Genomic DNA, 19351 nt, shown 5'->3' with positions numbered 1-19351 from the left:
AGCTCGATGGTGTATGCGTTCTACCATTTTGATTATTGATGACGATGAAAAAATTGTGTCCATGCTGCGCAGAGGGCTGGCCTTCGAAGGCTACGAAGTGCTGACGGCTGCCAACGGCGCAGAGGGATTGAATAAAATGCTTACAACAGAGCCTGATGTTGTCGTGCTGGATGTGATGATGCCGCAACTGGATGGTTTCGAGGTATGCCGTCGCATGCGAGAGGGAGGAAGTACGGTCCCCGTTCTGATGCTTACAGCCAAGGATGAGGTGGAGAACCGGGTCAAGGGATTGGATCTGGGTGCCGACGATTATCTCGTCAAGCCGTTTGCTCTTGAGGAGCTACTGGCTCGTGTGCGGGCGCTTCTGCGTCGTAAAACCGAGCAGCAGGACAATAACGGACATCGACTGACCTTCGAGGATTTACAGTTGGATAACGAATCGCGTGAAGTGATACGTGGGGGCAAGCGACTAGAGCTGACGGCAAAAGAATTCGAACTGCTCCACCTGTTTATGCAAAACCCGAAGCGTGTGCTGTCGCGTGATCTGATTATGGACAAAATTTGGGGCTATGACTACAGCGGAGAGTCGAACGTGCTGGAGGTGTATATTGCCATGCTCCGACAAAAAACAGAGCAGGATGGCGGCAAACGGCTCATTCGTACGATTCGGGGAGCGGGTTATATTTTAAGAGGTGATGTGTAATTATGTCCATTCGTTGGCGACTGACAGCTTGGTATTCCAGCATCTTGGCTATAGTGCTTGTTATGTTTGGACTGGCTATTTACGGACTGGTATATTATTACACATATAATGAAGTGAAAAGTCAGCTTACGAACCAGACGCCACGTATTAACAAGCAGTTACTGCTTACCATCAAAGGAGGACTGTTTGAGGTCCCCAATCTGGATTTGGGCTTGATTCAGGGTCGTGGAATTGATGAATCACAGCTATATGTACAAATTTATAATTATACATCCGGCGTCACCAAGACGACGCAAAATATGAAAAATCTCGATATTACCTTTCCGGTTCCATCCACAGCGGCTGGAGCGGTCCAAAATGAGGGAATTCGACGTGTGAGTGTGGATGGGGATTCTTTTATGATTTATCAGCAACCGATCAAATCTGAGGAACTGGGATTAGTGGTTGGACTGTTACAGGTGGGTCAATTTACAGGCTCTCAGGATCGGCTGATGAACAGGCTGCAAAGTGTGCTTGTATACGGTTCGTTATTTGCATTGCTCGCTGCCGCAACCTCGGGTCTCTTTTTGGCTCGTAAATCCATGAAGCCGCTAGTGAAGGTGATTGAAGGGGCTAACCAGATTCAGTCCAGTAATGATTTGAGTGTCCGCATTGAATATGATGGACCGCCAGATGAAATTGGGCAACTGATCGCGACGGTTAACAAGATGCTGGGGCGTACGGAGGTTTTTTATAAGGAGCTGGAGGATGCTTATGGAGCCCAGCGTCGCTTTGTAGCCGATGCTTCTCATGAATTGCGTACGCCGCTTACGACAATCAGGGGTAACGTTGATTTTTTGCTTAAAATGTGGACTACAGAGCCGGGAGACCGCCCCAATATGGATGAAGCGATGATTCGTGAACTCTCCATGGAGGCCCTAAGTGATATGGCGGATGAAGGCAAACGGATGAGCCGTCTGGTTGGTGATATGCTATCGCTTGCCAGAGCAGATACAGGGAAAACATTCGAGAAGGCCCCGGTGGCGCTGGAGCCACTCGTAAGTGAGGTTGCCCGGCGTGCTCAATTTTTGGAGCGAACCTCCGAATGGAATGTGGGCGACTTCTCGATACTGAATGGCGTTTATATGGATGGCAGCAAGGATTATTTGCAGCAAATGCTGTTTATTTTCATAGACAATGCGTTCAAATATACACCCGAAGGTACGGTCCGGTTTGATGCTATTGTCTATCAGGGACAGGTAGGTCTGCGAATTAGTGATACAGGCATCGGGATGGACAAGAGTGAGGTTCCCTTTATTTTTGATCGCTTCTATCGGGCGGATGAGTCACGCGGGGTGACAGAGGGAATTGGCTTGGGTTTGTCCATTGCCAAGTGGATAATAGATGAACATCACGGGTCTGTGGAAGTGGTTACACGCCAAGGTGAAGGGACGACATTTATCATCTGGCTTCCGGTCAGCTTTTCCGCGCCTTTGGAATAGGCTATAATAGGAAGGCAACTACATCATAGAATTGGCCGGTAAAGGCTTGGATGCCGCAGCTACCCAGTTTTTGGGAGCTGTCTACTGTGTCGAAGAAAGCGGGTGCTATTTTTGGAAGTGCTCAGAATTTCGCCCCGGGGTTATTGCTACGGCGTAGTCGATGCCATGGTATTGGCTCGTCAGGCGGCCAGAAACTTGGACTTACCTCGGCCTATTTATATACTAGGCATGATTGTGCATAATAGTCATGTCACAAATTCCTTCGAGGATGAAGGAATTATTACACTGGACGGCCCTAACCGCATGGAGATTTTAAGCCAGGTGGAGAGTGGTACCGTTATTTTCACCGCCCATGGTGTATCCCCTGAGGTTCGCAAGCTGGCTCGCGATAAGGGGCTGACTACGGTTGATGCAACCTGCCCGGATGTGACGAAGACCCATGATCTGATTCGGGAGAAGTCTGCCGAGGGATATCAGATTATTTATATCGGCAAAAAGAATCATCCTGAGCCGGAGGGAGCCATCGGTATTGCTCCTGATCATGTCCATCTGATCGAGAAGGAAGAGGAAATCGACAGCCTTACGTTGTCTGCGGACAAAATTCTGATCACGAATCAGACGACTATGAGTCAGTGGGACATCAAGCACATTATGAAAAAGCTGCTGGAGAAGTTCCCGGGTGCCGAGATACACAATGAAATCTGTCTGGCCACGCAAGTGCGTCAGGAAGCGGTAGCCGAACAGGCAGGAAATGCAGATCTGGTAATTGTCGTTGGTGATCCGCGCAGCAACAATTCAAACCGATTGGCTCAGGTGTCCGAGGAAATTGCGGGTACAACAGCTTACCGTATTTCCGATGTGACGGAGCTGAAGCGGGAATGGCTGGAGGGCGTTCACAAGGTAGCAGTGACTTCAGGAGCTTCCACGCCTACGCTGATTACGAAAGAGGTTATTTTGTACCTGGAGCAGTATGATCCGGCTAACCCGGATACATGGGAGATTCAGCGGACGGTTGATATGAAGAAGCTGCTGCCCCCTGTGCGTGAAAAGTCAAAAACGACGAAATAACATGTAACAGATGATGGCTGCTGTTCGGGAGGAAATCCCGAATGGCGGCTTTTTTTACTGATTGGAAGGTAGCCCGCCGGATTAAATCAGCATCATAAGGAGCGAAAATGCAGACCAATATTCAGGATAATTAAGTCTTGACGAGTACAGGCAAAACAGGTATATTTACTTTAACGAATAAAAGCTTAAAAGCGAACAAGCGTTTAAGTGTCATAATATCATCTTTAATTGATCCATAAAATATGTTTTATAGAGAGGAAGAAAAATATGATCGTTATTGCTGGTGTCCAAACACCTGAAGAACATATCCAGGCTATTGTTGCAGTTATTGAAAAGGAAGGTTTGCAGGCTCACGTTTCCCATGGATCGGATCGTACGATTATCGGGCTGATCGGCAGTGTAGAGCCCAAGCTGGCTGAACACCTGCGCCAAATGAAGGGCGTAGAGAATGTAGTCAAAATATCGAAGTCCTACAAATTGGCGAGCCGTGATTTTCATCCCGAAAATACCGTTATCTCTATCAAAGGTGTGAATATCGGCGGAGGCGAGCTTGTGATTATGGGTGGACCATGTGCTGTTGAGTCTGCTGCGCAGATCGACGAAATTGCTGCATTGGTTAAAGCTGCGGGCGCGCAAGTTCTCCGTGGAGGTGCTTTTAAGCCGCGTACGGGTCCTTACAGCTTCCAGGGAACGGGTGTAGAAGGTTTGATCATGATGGCCGAGGCGGGCAAAAAGCATGACCTCCTGACCATTACAGAGGTTATGACACCCGAATACGTGGATATCTGTGCAGAATATGCGGATATTTTACAAGTAGGTACACGTAACATGCAAAACTTTGATCTATTGCGCAAGCTGGGAACCTGCGGCAAGCCAGTGCTGCTCAAGCGTGGTTTCAGTTCGACTTACGATGAGTTCTTAAATGCTGCCGAGTATATTTTAGCGGGCGGTAACCCGAATGTTATGCTGTGTGAGCGCGGAATCCGTACATTTGAAACTTACACCAGAAATACGCTCGACTTGTCAGCTATTCCTGTTCTGCAACAACTGAGCCATTTGCCGGTTATTTCGGACCCGAGTCATGGCACAGGGCGTCGTGAGCTGGTTGTTCCTATGACGAAGGCTTCGGTAGCTGCAGGAGCAGATGGACTGATTATTGAAATGCACACAGATCCCGACAATTCGATGACGGGCGATGGTGTACAATCCTTGTTCCCAGATCAATTTTCAGATTTGCTGAAAGATTTGGAACTACTGGCTCCAGCTGTAGGAAAAACATTTCATACGCCTAGTACCATTTCTTAAAACCAATACTTAACATTAATGCATAAAAGTTTTGCCGCAACGCAGTAATTCGATTAAAATTGCCCCAAAAGCCCGGTGTTTCGGGCTTTTTGTGCTATTCAAATGTTATCAAGAGCGTAAGCATAGCTAACATTAGTTTAAAAAATACCTTACATAGCTATTGACCCGTGTCATGTTTGAGATTTATAATGACGACAGAAAAAACATTCGATCATGAACATTTCAGGGTTGTATAAGACTTAATGTTCGGAAAATTGGGAGGAAGAAGACATGTCCGTTGAGAATGTATTGAAAACAATTCAGGAAAATAATATTGAGTGGGTAGATTTTCGCTTTGTAGATTTGTCCGGCCGTGCTCACCATATTTCGTTGCCAGCTTCCGAAGTAGATGAAGAAACATTTGTTAACGGTGTTGCTTTCGACGGTTCTTCCATTCCCGGCTATCGTGGCATCGAGGAATCCGACATGGTTATGCTGCCCGATCCGGAAGCGGTTTTCATCGACCCTTTCACTCAGCATCCTACACTGAATATTCTGTGTGATATTGCTACGCCAGACGGCGAAAAATACGACCGCGATCCTCGCGGCATTGCAAGAAAAGCAGAAGAATTCCTGAAAACTGCTGGTGTAGGTACGAAAGTTAACTTTGCACCTGAATCTGAATTTTTCATCTTTGACGAGGTGCGCTATGAGACCAGTATGAACAGCTCCTCCTTTTTCGTGGATTCCGAAGAAGCTGCTTGGAACACCAATCGCAAGGAAGAGGGCGGAAATCTGGGCTTTAAAGTGGGAGTGAAGGGCGGATATGTGCCTGTAGCGCCAGTAGACACCCAACAAGACATCCGTAGTGAAATGTGCCGTTTGCTTGAAGAAGCAGGTCTGAGAATTGAGCGCCATCACCATGAGGTTGCTACGGCAGGTCAGGCGGAAATTAACTTCCGTTTTGATACACTCAAGAAAACAGCTGATAATCTGCTTGTTTATAAATACATTGTACACAACACAGCTCGTCAATACGGTAAAGTGGCCACATTTATGCCAAAACCACTCTTTGGAGACAACGGAAGCGGTATGCACGTTCACCAATCCATTTTCGATGGAGACACTCCTTTGTTCTACGAAAAAGGTGCTTACGCTAACCTGAGCGAACTGGCCCTTCATTACATTGGCGGTATCCTGTACCATGCACCAGCGCTGATCGCTTTGACGAACCCAAGTACGAACTCGTTCAAGCGTCTCGTTCCAGGCTATGAAGCTCCAGTTAACCTGGTATTCTCCAAAGGTAACCGTTCTGCGGCTGTCCGTATTCCAGTAGCGGCTGTTACGCCTAAAGGCTGTCGGATCGAGTTCCGTACACCGGACTCCACAGCTAACCCTTACCTGGCCTTCTCTGCAATGCTGATGGCGGGTCTGGATGGCATCAAGCGCAAACTGAACCCGATCGAATTGGGATATGGTCCACTTGATACGAACATCTATGAGCTGTCCGATGCTGAAATAGGTAAAATCCGTAGTGTTCCTGCTTCGCTAGATGAGGCTCTGGACGCTCTGGAAGCCGACTACGAGTTCTTGACAGAAGGCGACGTATTTACGAAGGACTTTATTGATAACTATGTAGAGCTCAAGCGTTCTGAAGCTAAATCGGTTAACATCCGTGTTCATCCGCACGAATACAGCCTGTATTTTGACTGCTAATAGCAGTTAATAAAATGAGCAGCATGGTTACCTTGAATAACAAACATTAGCTAACAAAACAAGCAGCATAGCTGCCTTGAACATTAACCATTAGCCATTAGCCTATGGTAACGGTTAATGTTCAAGATAGGTCTCCGGTTTTTAAGCCGGGGACCTTTTAATATTAAATTAAATACCACAAAATTAAGATGTTGAATATACTTACATTCACATCTTTGTCACATCATAAATGAAATCGGAAACATTTTTTAACAAGTCTTGAACGCTCATATGAATACTGCTATCATAGCGATAATATCCGCACCAGAGTAGAGAAGGGATGGGAATTTGTTGAGTAAGAGAGCCTATAATTTTAATGCAGGACCAGCGGCATTGCCGCTCAAAGTGCTGGAACGTGTACAAGCTGAATTCGTAGATTTTCAGGGAACAGGTATGTCCATTATGGAAATGTCTCACCGTGGAGCTGTGTATGAATCTGTTCACAATGAAGCGCAGGAACGTCTGTTATCTCTGCTAGGCAATCCAGAAGGCTACAAGGTGTTATTTCTCCAAGGAGGCGCCAGTACGCAATTTGCTATGCTGCCCTTAAATTTCTTGGACGAAGGACAGACAGGAAGCTATATCATGACAGGTAGCTGGTCGGACAAGGCTTATAAAGAAGCCAAGCTTGTGGGCAAGGCTCATATTGCTGCATCTTCCGCTGATGAGAAGTATATGCGTCTTCCGAATGTGGATTCTTTGGACTTGCCTGACAATACTGCTTATGTGCATATTACGTCCAACGAGACGATTGAAGGTACACAGTTCAAGCAATTCCCGGATACCGGTTCTGTGCCATTGATTGTGGACATGTCCAGTGATATTTTTTGCAAGCCGTTTGATGCTACTCAATTCGGACTGATCTATGCTGGAGCACAAAAAAATCTGGGTCCTTCCGGCGTAACGGTCGTGATCGCCCGTGAAGAACTGTTAACATCTTCACCGGACAACGTTCCTACGATGCTGCGTTATAGCACTTATCAAAAAAATAACTCTCTCTACAATACACCTCCATCCTTTGCTATATACATGGTGAACGAGGTACTGAAATGGATTCAGGAAGAAGGCGGCCTGGAAGGTATTGAACGCATCAACCAGCAGAAAGCTGCTTTGCTCTACGACCGTATTGACGGCAGCGAAGGCTTCTACCGTGGTTGTGTAGACGTCGCTGACCGTTCCATTATGAATGTGACCTTCCGCCTCGCAAATGAGGACTTGGAAAAGCAATTTATTAAGGAATCCGAGCAGGCCGGTTTCGTCGGTCTGAAGGGACATCGCAGTGTAGGAGGGCTTCGCGCTTCGATCTACAATGCCGTTCCGCTGGAGAACTGTCAAGCGTTGGCCGAGTTTATGGATAGCTTTAAGCAGCGTCATAGCTGATTGTAACGGACATATATTTCGATACACGAATGTTGGAAATCGAAAAAACCAAAGTAAAGCCTTCCCTGAATGTGTATAGGGGAAGGCTTTTAGTGGTGAGGAGCGATAATTTTTCTCATTTGATGTTCATATCCCGCCGATTTTGTTAAAATAATAGAATGTGTAAATTTTTTCAGTTCAAACATGAAGGGAACGAAACGTGATGCCATTACATATTGTGCTTGTTGAGCCGGAAATCCCGGCTAACACAGGGAATATTGCCAGAACGTGTGCTGCTACCGGAACACATCTGCATCTGGTAAAGCCGCTGGGCTTCCGTACCGACGATGCCACGTTAAAACGGGCTGGACTTGATTACTGGTATGCGGTCCACATTGAATACCATGAATCTTTTGCTGAGGTACAGGAGAAGTACCAGGAAGGTCGCTTTTTTTATGCCACCACGAAAGCAAATCAGCGTTATAGTGATATTGCATTTCAGGATGGAGACTTTCTGGTATTTGGCAAAGAAACGAAAGGGCTGCCTACTGAGCTTCTGGCGGCTAATCCGGATACATGCATCAAGATGCCTATGTCAGATAAAGTAAGATCGCTGAATTTGTCGAATTCCGCTGCGATTATCGTATATGAAGCGTTGCGGCAAATGGATTTTCCGGGTTTATCATGAATAATATCAAGTGAGCAAGCATAACTACGAATAAAGAACCAGGACCTTAGTTGCTAATCAAGCCTCACGCCTTTGTTGTTAAGATGAACCTGACGTAACGTTTGAAAATAAGTTTATAATCATTAATTTGTAAAATCCTCAGAGAAAGCTAATGATATTGGACTTTCCGGTCGATAAAAATATTACAGACATTCTGTACCATACTTTGATATGGTTCATGATTTTATGAGAAAATGTAATAAAATTTCCTGTGATCAGCAGGATTCGACAAAAAGACAGCGAATACTACATAAAGAATAGTGTCTTTGTACCTAGTTTTTCGCAGGGAAGAAATTGCAAGTATAATGAATAGGAGAGGTGTACGATCACGATGAAACCTGCCGGTGTGGTGCGTAAAGTTGATCAGCTGGGGAGAATAGTCTTGCCCAAGTCACTACGCAAAAGATATCAAATGAATGAGGGAGACCCTGTCGAAATTTTGGTTCAGGGCGACCATATTATTTTGGAGCGTTATCGTCCGAAATGTGTATTCTGCGGATCAGTTGAGCAAGTGAACAATTTTAAAGACCGTTATATTTGTGCTCAATGTTTGACGGAAATGACACAGTACTCCTAAAATGGGGCAAAAGCATCACGACATTCGTTCGTGATGCTTTTTTTCTTATAGAGTATGAGAAAGCAAGCGTAGTTTACATGCTGTAAACGATAAGCACCTATTTATAGAACAAAAAATGAGTAGGGACCGGACGGAGATTTCCATCCGACGGCTTGTTCACGACCCTACCGTTCAGGATGAGTGAGGAGGAGCCGCCCCCGTCCAGATTATAAGCATCCTGAACGCCGAGATTGTACATTTTCCCTTGTAGTTCTTCCAACGTTGCGCCTGAACCCCCGCTTTCATTGTAGCCGTCTACGACAATAATGAGTAGTTGGTCATCTTTATAGTTGCCGATGGCTGTACGTGGGGCCCGTTTAGGCGATACCTTCCACTTGTCTGGAATAGGCATCTTTTGGCCTCTTTGCAGCAGAACGGGAACGAAGGTAGCTCCAAAGACAGGCTTTAGGCTGTCCAGAGCGCCTTGACTGTAAAACTTGCCGCCGATGAGCTTGCCGGTGTTATTCATTCCAACGAAGGACAAATCCTTAAAGCTGGACTGAAAGCCGGTCAGGTAATGGCCGTTCATGACGGTAGTGCTTAATGGATAGCGTTTGCCGTCTCCATCCGCAAAGCCGCCTGCATTAATGCCAGCGACAGCTCCGTGTCTCAGGACAGCACGCATGGTCGTTTCAGAGCCGCCCAGTTTGTCGCTCCCCAGAGACATTTTCATAGCGGCAGGATCTTTAAGCTTGACCTTCATGGCATAGCCATGATAAATCCCCGGGTTCACCTTAAACAATTCAATAGTAATCCGGTTGCTGTCTACCCGCTCATAGGGAACCCCGAGCTTGGCGGTGATGCGTCGATCATAGATTTTTTCGGGACGCTTGGATTGAGTGGAGGCGGTTTGGACAAGCTGGTTCATCGTTTGGGTTGTTTGCTTGTACAGTTCCGATGTTCGGCGAATAGTAGACAAGGTGTATGTTGCCGTTTGTTTGGCTTCATCGAGCTGCTTGCCTACGGATTGCGTTTGTAGAACGACCTCGGCTTTTTGCAGACCCGGGACAGTAGACCCCGAAAAACTAAATGTGGGATGAATTAACAAAACACACCCCAACAAACCGATAAAAGGAGCAAGGGCCAACATGAAGAAACGATTTACCTGTTTTGTATCCATATTCATTTCAGCAGGTCCATTTTTTTCTGAAGTGTATTGAGCTGCTGCTTAACTTCGTTCAATTGGGTGTAAAGCTTATTGCTGTTGTCGGTTTTATTGTTTGCATTATCCTTGGTAAAGGTCAGCAGTTCATTGAAGGACTGCACTTTGCCCTCTAATCCGTTAACTTCCTTGGAAAGCGCAGCCAACTGTTTTTCATAGTCGGTTTTGAGAGCTTGAATCTGCTGGTTCGTATGGGTTTGCATTTCGTTCAACATTTCCTGCTTCAAATGATTGCTGTACAGATAGGTTGCGAGAGCACCTAGTATAATAAGCAGGAACCAAAATAGCAGAAAAGCCTTTACGGGCATCCCCTTTCTTGAAGTGCCCCGCCGGGATTCGGCAGGAGGGTGTTCAGGTGAAGCTTGCATGCGATTTTTCAACTCCCGTGTAAAATCAAATTTCCAGTCTTTATTTTGCAGTTCCAATTCTATCATGGGCCTATTTATTTCGCAAAAGCGAAATAGATGCATAAAATTATTTGGAAAAAGAGATTGCAACGGAAGGAAGTCCTAGGATACAATTTCCTTAAGCGATTTTCGCTTCTTATACGTTCATATTTGCGCAATTTCTACATATGCAACCCCAAATTATAGATTCATTTTCGCTAACTATGTATTTTTATGTATTTTTTGTGAAATCAGGAGGTTTAGACATGAGAAAAGTATGGCAGGTGGTCATCATAGACATCCATCCTACAAGCATGCTGGGTACAAAGCTTATTTTGGAAGACCAGCAGGATTTGCTTGTCAGAGGGATGTCCTCCTCCGGAACGGAAGGTCTGGAATTGGCTTGCTCCATTCGGCCGGAAATCATTTTAATGGATTACAGATTGCCTGAGGGGACGGCGGAACCGTTTCTAACACAAATACGGGCCTTGTCTCCAGACAGCCATATTGTTATTATGACGGATGAGGATAATATTACGCTCTTCCAACAGCTGATTTCGCTGGGAGCGAATGGAATGTTATCCAAACAGGCGTCACCAAGCCAGTTGATCCATCTGATCAACGGTTTGCGCGAAGGATTTGCTTCGTTACCGATGGACTGGATTCGTTGTGGAAACTGGCCTTTTATGCCGCTAATGGCTTCTGAGCCTTTTGACGAATTGACAAAAACTGAAGTTTTTATTATGGAACGTATTGTACAAGGAATTACATATGACAAAATTGCTACTGAGATCGAAGTCAGTCGGCGCTCTATTGATAATTATTTACGTAAAATTTATGCGAAATTGGGCGTGTCCAGCCGAGCACAGGCGATTGAACGTTATGCCTTGTATGCGCGTCAGACCAAGCAGCTATATGCCTGACGCGCCAGCCCGGAAGCCTTGACCTATTTTTCAGCAGAAGGAGGATGTTCATGCAATATTCCTTTGCTTCACGAACGGCTGCAATGTTGGCTTCTCCAGTGCGTCATATCCGGGAAAATGCGAGAAGACACTCCTTTATATCTTTGGCTGAAGAATTGCCTGCACAAGAGCTTTTTCCGGTGAAGCTGCTGGAAGAAGCGGCTCATGATGTGTTTGGCTCCGGCCCTGACGCCCTCCAGTATGGTGAACCGGAGGGCTATTTTCCTTTGCGGGCGTGGCTTGCAGGAGAGTGGGAACAGCGCAAAGGAGTTAGAGTACCACCAGGACAAATCCTCCTGACAACAGGCAGTCAGCAGGCCATTGACCTGATTGTAAGGCTGATGGTGGATGAACGCGACCCGGTGTTGGTCGAAAATCCGACGTCGCCCGGATGTCTGCAAGTGCTGTCGATGCAGGGAGCGCAGATCGTTCCCGTAGAATCTGATGGAGAAGGTGTGCTTCCCGATCAGCTTGAAGCCTTAATCGTTCATCACCATCCCAAGCTTTTTTTTGCTACGCCCACGTTTACGAACCCGACCGGTTCCTTATGGAGCGCGGCAAGACGTCAGGAGATTTTGGACCTGTGCAGGCGTCATCAGGTGTTGATCGTTGAGGACGATTCTTATGGAGAACTTCATTTTAAACAAAAAAATGAATCCGGCGACAAGAGCCCGTATGGGCAAAGCCGGAAATTTGCAGAAGCCTATCCTTCGCTATTTGCGCTGGATCATGCGGGGCAGGGCGGCCAGGTGCTATATATCGGTTCATTCAACAAAACGGTTGCGCCTGCGCTGAGAACCGGATGGGCGGCAGGCCCCGCCCCGTTGATCGAAGGTATGTACGCTTTGAAGCAGTTGGCCGATATGCAGTCCAGTACGATGAACCAGCGGCTCCTGTTCCAGTTGCTGACCAGCTCGCGTTTTCAATGGCACGAGCATTTAGCCATGCTGAACAAAGAGTACTCGACACGTCTGCAATTAATTCTGGAGCTGCTCAAGCGCCCGTTTTGGAAAGACGTGACGTACCGCATTCCGTCCGGCGGCATGTATGTGTGGGTTCGGTTGCCCGATGGGCTGGACAGCGCACTGCTGCTAAAGGCGGCTCTACCCAAAGGTGTAGCCTTTATGCCAGGGGAGTTGTGCGCGGTTGGCAGCGAAGGCGCATCCCATATCCGCCTGAACTTCAGTCATCCGGGCCGCGAGCAGCTACTCATGGGCATGAACTTGATCGGTGAGACGATCAGTGAATTCACTGCGCGAAGCTAGCAGGGGCCGAACGATCTACTTGCTGTGGCATACTTCCGGCAGTCGTGGCGCCAGAAGTAAGCGGCAGGATTTTCAGAGATCGTCTGCATTCGCGGCGGCAGAGTACGCGGCTGGTGCTTCCGCGATCAGGCGTTGTCCGCCGCGATCATTGGGCTCTACGGCCTTGCCAGCGGCCGTTTCGGCGCCCTGCTCTTGCAGCACCGCCGCATACTCGCTCAGGGCGGCTTCGCCAAACGGGGTTAGCCTGTAGCGGCCCCGGGCTACGCGCTCGAACCAGCCGTAGTAGTTGCGCTGGAGCACGGCTGCGGCCCCGCTGACGGCTGCTGTGCGGGCGAGCTGCGCCGGGGCCGCTTCCCCCAGGCCCTGCAAGGCTGCGGCCACGCGCAGCGCTTTTTCTCGGTAGGCCGTGACCAGCTTGCGCCGGGTACTGCCGCCAGTGTTGTGGTCGCCGCTGCGTGCGTGAAACTCCCGCAGCAGCTTTTCCTTGCGCGAGCCGGGGCGGGCTGCCGCCGCTTTGCGGTCACCACCGTTCGTACCCGCAGGCTTGCAAAGTACCTCTACGAGCGGCGGCTTGGTCTTGTAATGGGTGATGGTGAGCAAGCCCAGCCCCAACTGGCGGCACAGTCCGACCAGCTCGTTCCAGCGCTGATTGACAGCCCCTTTTTTCGCACGGTTTCGTTCCACCGCCACATAAACATTGCTGCTTAGCTTCAGACGCTGCATGCCTTGCAGCACCAGCGCCAGATTGAACGTCTTTTTAATCTCCACAATCAGTGGCTCCTGCTGTTCTGGCCTTATTCCCACCAAATCGCAGTTACGCACTTCTCCCTTGATTTCGTATCCCGAGCTCTCAAAAAAGGCTTTGATCGGAGCGTACAGCTCCGTCTCATGCCGAACCGCCATGCTTCTCCCGCTCCTTTATCCCATTATTCCGAGCTTATATTGTACCATAATGCGGCAGGTCCGCGTCGTTGTTGTATATTTTAGCACAGTGTATCTCTCTGTTTTTCGAAAAGGCAGGGAACCTGTCGCAAAAAAAAGGTCAATTCTGAAATCAATCTGCATAGGTATGTATTACACTTTTTTTAAGAGGATTGCATCATATCCTGAAAGGCGTGGACGAGTGTAGCCATTAACCATCCGGAGTGGAGGATAGTCATTACGCAGTCATAGGAGGAACCTAGCATGAATATTTTTGAACGCGTTGCGGAGTACCGGGCGGAAAACAACCGTCTGGCCTGGAGCGGCACTTTTAGAGAGTATATCGAGATACTCAAGAAAGACCCGACGCCGGCGATGACCGCTCATGCACGGGTTTACAAGATGATTGAATCTTTTGGTGTAGAAGAGGCTGGGGGACATAAGCGATATAAATTTTTCGAGCAGGAGATTTTTGGATTGGACCGTGCGCTTGAAAAGTTGGTGGAGGAATACTTCCATTCCTCAGCCCGTCGGCTCGATGTGCGCAAACGTATTCTACTTTTGATGGGACCCGTCAGTGGAGGTAAATCCACGCTGGTCACCTTGCTCAAACGCGGTCTGGAGAAATTTTCGAGGACGGATCAGGGAGCGGTATACGCCATTGAAGGCTGCCCCATGCACGAAGATCCGCTTCATCTCATTCCTCATGAGCTGCGTCCGGATTTTGAGAAAGAGCTGGGGGTGCGGATTGAAGGCAATCTGTGCCCAGCCTGCCAGATGAGATTACGCACAGAATTTGATGGAGATATTGAAAAGGTCCGCGTGGAGCGGGTGTTTATATCGGAAGAAAATCGGATCGGCATCGGTACGTTCAGTCCTTCGGATCCGAAGTCACAGGATATTGCCGATTTGACGGGCAGCATCGACTTTTCTACGATTACGGAGTATGGGTCGGAATCCGATCCACGCGCGTATCGTTTTGACGGAGAACTGAACAAAGCCAACCGTGGACTGATGGAGTTTCAGGAGATGCTGAAATGCGATGAGAAGTTTTTGTGGAATTTGCTGTCACTGACCCAAGAGGGTAATTTTAAAGCGGGACGTTTTGCGTTAATCAGTGCAGATGAATTGATCGTTGCCCATACCAATGAGTCGGAGTATAAAAGCTTTATCGCAAACAAAAAGAACGAGGCTCTGCAATCACGGATGATCGTGATGCCGATTCCTTACAACCTTAAAGTCTCGGAAGAAGAAAAAATTTACGCCAAGCTCATTGAACAAAGCGACATGAAGCATATTCACATCGCCCCTCATGCGCTGCGGACGGCTGCTATTTTCTCCGTGCTTACCCGCTTGAAGGAGACGAAGAAGCAGGGCATGGATCTGGTCAAAAAGATGCGCATGTATGATGGCGAAGAGGTGGAAGGCTACAAGACAGCCGATCTGAAGGAAATGCAAAGTGAGTTTCTGGAGGAAGGCATGTCCGGGGTAGATCCAAGGTACGTCATCAACCGCATTTCCAGTGCGCTCATTAAGCAAAATGTAGAATCCATCAATGCACTGGACATTTTACGAGCTATCAAGGATGGTCTGGATCAGCATGCTTCTATTACGAAGGAAGAAAGGGAGCGCTATCTGAATTTCATTTCCGTGGCCCGTAAGGAGTATGACGAGCTGGCGAAAAAAGAAGTCCAGAAAGCTTTTGTGTATTCGTTCGAGGAATCAGCCAAGACGCTGTTCGACAACTATTTGGATAACATCGAAGCCTTCTGCAATTGGGTGAAAATCCGCGACCCGCTTACGGATGAGGAACTCGACCCGGATGAGCGGCTGATGCGTTCGATCGAAGAGCAGATTGGGGTATCGGAAAATGCGAAAAAGGCGTTCCGCGAAGAAATTCTCATCCGAATTTCCGCTTACTCACGCAAGGGGCGTAAGTTCGAATATCATCATCATGATCGGCTGAGAGAGGCGATTGAGAAGAAGCTGTTCGCTGATTTGAAGGATATTGTGAAAATTACGACCTCGACCAAAACACCCGATGCTAATCAGCTCAAACGAATGAATGAGGTGATTAAGCGGTTGATTGAGGAACACGGCTATACAGGTGCCAGCGCCAACGACCTGCTTCGGTATGTAGGCAGTCTGCTGAATCGGTAAAAATCGGTAAGCTTAAGGTTAGCAAGAGCAAGAGGGTGGAGTAATCCGGTAGCATGCACAGTAAGTTTCAAGTGCTTGCTATCGGATTCTTTTTTTATCATGAAGGAGTTATTTCAGGTGCTTGTCCATCATTGATATGTGAAAAGTCACAATGAATCCACTAATTTATAACATTTTCCAAAAATGCGCCGAAAAATATGGTAATGTTAAATGAATGTAAACTATTTATTTGGAGGAACCTTATGATCGATGTAGCTGAAAGTAGATTAAAACAGATTCAATATATTGGAATCACGGATGATGATTTGGCTTTATTGCATCTCCATCAGGGTTTGTTCCAATCTATTGTGGATGAGGTGGTGGATCGATTTTATGATCATGTGGAAAAGGTCCCGCATCTCATGTCGATTATCTCCAAATGGTCCAATATTGAACGATTAAAGCAAACACAACGAGAATACTGGCTTTCTCTGGCAGATGGAAAAATAGATGAGCCGTTTATTGAGCACCGTCTTTTTGTAGGGCAGGTGCATTCACGCATTGGCTTGTCCTCGGATTATTATTTGGGCACATACATAACTTACTTGGACATTGCAGTAGATATTTTGAAGCATTCGGGGATCGACGATTGGTATCCGATTGTTCACGCTCTTTCCAAAATGTTCAATCTGGACTCCCAGCTTGTGCTGGAAGCCTATCAGAAGAAGGAAAAGGAGCAAATTAACGAACTGGCCGATGAGCAGACACAAGTATTAACCGTTGTGTCCCGAATTGCTCAAAATTTGACTGGTATGATTGCTGAATTACGTGAAAATACAGATAACATTGCAGATAGTGCACGTACAACGGCCTCTTCGCAGGAACATACGGAAGAATTGGTACAGCAGTTGGGCGATGAGATCAAGCATATTGAGCAGATGAGCGGCACGATTCGCGAGCTGTCGGATCAGACGCATTTGCTGGGGCTGAATGCGGCGATTGAAGCAGCACATGCGCAGGAAGCAGGACGCGGGTTTCAGATTGTGGCGCAGGAAGTACGCAAGCTGGCATCCAATTCCAAGCAGGCGCAGGAGCAAATTCAGCGCAAGGTACTGGATATTGCCCATATGCTGAACAGTGTGCAATCCGAAACGGCTGCTACCACAGCCAGCGCCCGACAACAGGCTTCCAGTTCCGAGGAATTGGCTTCCTTTACAAAGCTGATCGAAAATATGGTAAAGGAATTGGAAACGCTTCAGCATTCCAGCGAAATGATGTAGGTGTGAGAGGATAGAATGAGTTGTATCCCGGGGAGAGCTTTTTGAGGAAAATAACGCTCCCCCTCCGTGGCGGTCCAATCAACGCAACCGAGGAAGAGCGTAATACTTATAAGGAAATGATTGATTTCTTCCATTCAGTATGAGCCGCAAATACTCTTTTCCATAACTCGTCCCGTTCCTGGTGACTATAGTTAACAAGCGGCTCACCAAATACATCTGCCAACACTTCCAGCCACTGCGATTTATGATCCAGCTCTATTTTTTCCAATCCGTTCAGCCCGTGTTTTTTCCAAATGCAGCCTCTTAGTTCATTCGTCTCTAATGCTTGTCTTTGCCGAATCAGAAACAGGTTGAACCATGGGGAATCCACTGAGCGGCTATAGAAATGATGTTTTGGCATAAACTCTTCCAAATCCCGAACAACCGTAGGGTCATAATCAACGCCGACAAATGAAGCAAGCGAATCATGCTCTAACCGCCAGCCTTTTGCAACAACCCCGGACTCTGTAACCTTATATTGAAGAGGAGCTTGTTCATAAGTGCCCATACGGAGTGGAACAGGCTCATATGGCATATCGCCTAAACCGACATCAACAATCCATACTTCATCTTCGTGCTGCTCATTTAGCAAGTTCACGGTTAACCCAAGATGAAATGAATTGATGCGTGGCTCTGCCCCTAAAGGCTGAACCCCGGCACGATGCAGGCTGACCTTGTAGCCCAGTGAATGTAGTAGTGCGCTGAAGGCACCATTCAGATGAAAACAATAACCGCTTCTACCCTGTAAAATAAGTTGAACTGATTCTTGAAAACCAATGGCTGCCGGCCTTCTTGCAAAAATGTCCACCGTTTGCCACGAAAGATGTTTCACATGGGCCTTATGCAGCTCAAATAAATAGGATTGGGTAGGAGGCTGAATGTCTTGAATTCCGATCCTGTTTAGATAAGCCTTTATTTCTTCTTTTGTCATGATGTACATATACAGTCACCTCTATTGTTAGTTTCTCAATTTCTCTTTTCGGAATAAATGATCCTTGAGTCATAGCATCATTGTAGAAGGGGGGGCGTATTGATTACAATGCTATAAACTTTTGATTGTACCGGTACAATCAGCCAGTGGATTCGGTTCAGTGGCATGCAGATTTACCAAAGATAGTTGTCAGAACATAAAAAAAACAGACCGTTTCGCTAGGAGGCCACTGAAAAAGTCCCCCAGCTCACCAAAAGAGACAGTTCCTCATTTTTTTTGAGGAGTCTGTCTCTTTTTTTCGGTATAATTGAAGTATCTTATCCAAGGTTGGTGATCCCTGTGCTCCCGAAACAGCAGAGCTTTTTGTTGAGTCCGTATACAGAACTTTACGATGTACTCATCCCCAAAGATCATATGTTGCGGAGAATGGACGAACTGGTGGACTTTAGCTTTGTGTATGAGGAACTGCATGACAACTATTGTCATGACAACGGACGTACAGCTGTAGATCCGGTTCGGATGTTTAAATATTTGCTACTCAAGTCCATCTTTGACTTGTCTGACATCGACCTGGTTGAGCGCTCAAAAACGGATTTGTCATTCAAGTTTTTTCTGCATATGGCTCCAGAAGAAGCTGTCATTGATCCCAGTCTACTCACCAAGTTTCGCAAATTACGACTCAAAGGTATGAAGTTGTTAGATTTGCTCATCGGCAAAACGGTGGAAATCGCCATCGAAAAAGGCGTTATTCACAGTAAATCTATTATTGTGGACGCAACTCATACCCAAGCCCGCTACACTCAAAAAACACCGCAAGCCGTGCTACGGGAACGTTCCAAGCGTCTCAGAAAGGCCATCTACACGCTGGATGAATCCATGAAAAGTAAGTTTCCCGCCAAACCCGCCACGGATGTCCTAGAAGATGAAATCCAGTATAGCCAGCAACTGGTCGCTGTGATTGAACAGGATGGGCGATTTACCGGACTGCCGAAGGTTACAGAACCGTTGAATTTATTGAAAGAAACCGTCACCGACGATGTGGAGCATCTGCAAACGTCTGCGGATCCCGATGCCAAAAGGGGTCACAAAAGTGTGGACTTCTCGTTTTTTGGTTACAAAACCCACATCGCTATGAGTGAAGAGCGAATCATAACAGCGGCAACAATTACCACCGGGGAAAAACACGACGGCAAGCAACTCCAAACCTTGATTGAAAAAAGTAAGGCGGTAGGAATGAAAGTGGAAACGGTGATTGGAGATGCAGCCTATTCAG

Annotated in this window: 17 protein-coding genes; 13 read left to right on the top strand and 4 right to left on the bottom strand. The window is 47.1% G+C overall.

Annotated elements, in window-relative coordinates:
• Window positions 1–13: 13 nt before the first annotated feature.
• The 8 genes from E0698_RS10150 to E0698_RS10115 all read left to right on the top strand — a co-directional run bounded on the left by E0698_RS10150 (window position 14) and on the right by E0698_RS10115 (window position 8954).
• Window positions 14–703, top strand: a complete 690-nt coding sequence (locus tag E0698_RS10150; protein WP_149095304.1) for a response regulator transcription factor — start codon at window positions 14–16, stop codon at window positions 701–703.
• A gap of 2 nt (window positions 704–705) precedes the next feature.
• Window positions 706–2184: a sensor histidine kinase gene (locus E0698_RS10145; RefSeq protein WP_192511475.1), complete on the top strand. Its 1479-nt coding sequence runs from the start codon at window positions 706–708 to the stop codon at window positions 2182–2184.
• A gap of 111 nt (window positions 2185–2295) precedes the next feature.
• Complete coding sequence (locus E0698_RS10140; RefSeq protein ID WP_149095306.1) at window positions 2296–3252, top strand: 4-hydroxy-3-methylbut-2-enyl diphosphate reductase; 957 nt, start codon at window positions 2296–2298, stop codon at window positions 3250–3252.
• Between the two features lie 267 nt (window positions 3253–3519).
• Complete coding sequence (gene aroF / locus E0698_RS10135; RefSeq protein WP_025682268.1) at window positions 3520–4557, top strand: 3-deoxy-7-phosphoheptulonate synthase; 1038 nt, start codon at window positions 3520–3522, stop codon at window positions 4555–4557.
• Between the two features lie 270 nt (window positions 4558–4827).
• Complete coding sequence (gene glnA, locus E0698_RS10130) at window positions 4828–6252, top strand: type I glutamate--ammonia ligase (protein WP_134910540.1); 1425 nt, start codon at window positions 4828–4830, stop codon at window positions 6250–6252.
• Window positions 6253–6579: 327 nt separating this feature from the next.
• A complete protein-coding gene (gene serC, locus E0698_RS10125; protein WP_134910539.1) occupies window positions 6580–7671 on the top strand; it encodes a 3-phosphoserine/phosphohydroxythreonine transaminase in 1092 nt (363 codons plus the stop codon).
• Between the two features lie 202 nt (window positions 7672–7873).
• The gene (trmL, locus tag E0698_RS10120; RefSeq protein ID WP_134914376.1) at window positions 7874–8338 is read left to right on the top strand and encodes a tRNA (uridine(34)/cytosine(34)/5-carboxymethylaminomethyluridine(34)-2'-O)-methyltransferase TrmL; all 465 of its coding nucleotides are present in this window, start codon (window positions 7874–7876) and stop codon (window positions 8336–8338) included.
• Between the two features lie 370 nt (window positions 8339–8708).
• A complete protein-coding gene (locus E0698_RS10115; RefSeq protein WP_014280616.1) occupies window positions 8709–8954 on the top strand; it encodes an AbrB/MazE/SpoVT family DNA-binding domain-containing protein in 246 nt (81 codons plus the stop codon).
• Between the two features lie 97 nt (window positions 8955–9051).
• Here the strand turns inward: E0698_RS10115 and E0698_RS10110 are convergent, their stop codons facing one another.
• Both E0698_RS10110 and E0698_RS10105 read right to left on the bottom strand, forming a co-directional pair.
• Window positions 9052–10119, bottom strand: a complete 1068-nt coding sequence (locus E0698_RS10110) for a phosphodiester glycosidase family protein (protein ID WP_192511474.1) — start codon at window positions 10117–10119, stop codon at window positions 9052–9054.
• The gene (locus E0698_RS10105; protein ID WP_044647467.1) at window positions 10116–10523 is read right to left on the bottom strand and encodes a hypothetical protein; all 408 of its coding nucleotides are present in this window, start codon (window positions 10521–10523) and stop codon (window positions 10116–10118) included. The genes E0698_RS10110 and E0698_RS10105 overlap by 4 nt, the downstream gene beginning before the upstream one ends.
• A gap of 284 nt (window positions 10524–10807) precedes the next feature.
• Between E0698_RS10105 and E0698_RS10100 the strand changes: the two genes are divergently transcribed.
• Complete coding sequence (locus tag E0698_RS10100) at window positions 10808–11464, top strand: response regulator transcription factor (RefSeq protein ID WP_134910536.1); 657 nt, start codon at window positions 10808–10810, stop codon at window positions 11462–11464.
• Window positions 11465–11514: 50 nt separating this feature from the next.
• Window positions 11515–12768, top strand: coding sequence for an aminotransferase-like domain-containing protein (locus tag E0698_RS10095; protein WP_134910535.1), 1254 nt, complete (start codon window positions 11515–11517; stop codon window positions 12766–12768).
• Between the two features lie 72 nt (window positions 12769–12840).
• Here the strand turns inward: E0698_RS10095 and E0698_RS10090 are convergent, their stop codons facing one another.
• Window positions 12841–13671, bottom strand: a complete 831-nt coding sequence (locus E0698_RS10090; protein WP_192511473.1) for a DUF2161 domain-containing phosphodiesterase — start codon at window positions 13669–13671, stop codon at window positions 12841–12843.
• 282 nt (window positions 13672–13953) lie between these two features.
• On the opposite strand from E0698_RS10090, the gene E0698_RS10085 reads away from it, so the two are divergent.
• Together E0698_RS10085 and E0698_RS10080 are read left to right on the top strand one after the other, a co-directional pair.
• Window positions 13954–15849: a PrkA family serine protein kinase gene (locus E0698_RS10085; RefSeq protein ID WP_134910533.1), complete on the top strand. Its 1896-nt coding sequence runs from the start codon at window positions 13954–13956 to the stop codon at window positions 15847–15849.
• Window positions 15850–16091: 242 nt separating this feature from the next.
• A complete protein-coding gene (locus E0698_RS10080; RefSeq protein ID WP_192511472.1) occupies window positions 16092–17108 on the top strand; it encodes a globin-coupled sensor protein in 1017 nt (338 codons plus the stop codon).
• A gap of 106 nt (window positions 17109–17214) precedes the next feature.
• On the opposite strand, the gene E0698_RS10075 is transcribed toward E0698_RS10080, so the two are convergent.
• Window positions 17215–18087 (bottom strand): arylamine N-acetyltransferase family protein, encoded by an 873-nt coding sequence (locus E0698_RS10075; RefSeq protein ID WP_134910531.1) that lies wholly within the window; start codon window positions 18085–18087, stop codon window positions 17215–17217.
• Window positions 18088–18417: 330 nt separating this feature from the next.
• On the opposite strand from E0698_RS10075, the gene E0698_RS10070 reads away from it, so the two are divergent.
• Window positions 18418–19351: transposase (locus E0698_RS10070; protein WP_337916196.1), on the top strand; the 934-nt coding region annotated here is incomplete at its 3' end.

Source organism: Paenibacillus sp. 23TSA30-6, from assembly GCF_014858585.1.
In the GTDB taxonomy this organism is placed as follows: Bacteria; Bacillota; Bacilli; order Paenibacillales; family Paenibacillaceae; genus Paenibacillus.
This window is presented reverse-complemented; position numbering and strand designations above follow the sequence as displayed.

What these genes read in the sequence shown, in the direction of transcription:
- E0698_RS10115 (WP_014280616.1), top strand. Translation starts at nt 8,709, where the DNA reads ATGAAACCTGCCGGTGTGGTGCGTAAAGTTGATCAGCTGGGGAGAATA.
- E0698_RS10105 (WP_044647467.1), bottom strand. Translation starts at nt 10,523, where the DNA reads ATGCAAGCTTCACCTGAACACCCTCCTGCCGAATCCCGGCGGGGCACT.
- E0698_RS10090 (WP_192511473.1), bottom strand. Translation starts at nt 13,671, where the DNA reads ATGGCGGTTCGGCATGAGACGGAGCTGTACGCTCCGATCAAAGCCTTT.
- E0698_RS10145 (WP_192511475.1), top strand. Translation starts at nt 706, where the DNA reads ATGTCCATTCGTTGGCGACTGACAGCTTGGTATTCCAGCATCTTGGCT.
- E0698_RS10085 (WP_134910533.1), top strand. Translation starts at nt 13,954, where the DNA reads ATGAATATTTTTGAACGCGTTGCGGAGTACCGGGCGGAAAACAACCGT.
- E0698_RS10080 (WP_192511472.1), top strand. Translation starts at nt 16,092, where the DNA reads ATGATCGATGTAGCTGAAAGTAGATTAAAACAGATTCAATATATTGGA.
- E0698_RS10150 (WP_149095304.1), top strand. Translation starts at nt 14, where the DNA reads ATGCGTTCTACCATTTTGATTATTGATGACGATGAAAAAATTGTGTCC.
- aroF (WP_025682268.1), top strand. Translation starts at nt 3,520, where the DNA reads ATGATCGTTATTGCTGGTGTCCAAACACCTGAAGAACATATCCAGGCT.
- E0698_RS10100 (WP_134910536.1), top strand. Translation starts at nt 10,808, where the DNA reads ATGAGAAAAGTATGGCAGGTGGTCATCATAGACATCCATCCTACAAGC.
- E0698_RS10095 (WP_134910535.1), top strand. Translation starts at nt 11,515, where the DNA reads ATGCAATATTCCTTTGCTTCACGAACGGCTGCAATGTTGGCTTCTCCA.
- trmL (WP_134914376.1), top strand. Translation starts at nt 7,874, where the DNA reads ATGCCATTACATATTGTGCTTGTTGAGCCGGAAATCCCGGCTAACACA.
- E0698_RS10110 (WP_192511474.1), bottom strand. Translation starts at nt 10,119, where the DNA reads ATGAATATGGATACAAAACAGGTAAATCGTTTCTTCATGTTGGCCCTT.
- glnA (WP_134910540.1), top strand. Translation starts at nt 4,828, where the DNA reads ATGTCCGTTGAGAATGTATTGAAAACAATTCAGGAAAATAATATTGAG.
- E0698_RS10075 (WP_134910531.1), bottom strand. Translation starts at nt 18,087, where the DNA reads ATGTACATCATGACAAAAGAAGAAATAAAGGCTTATCTAAACAGGATC.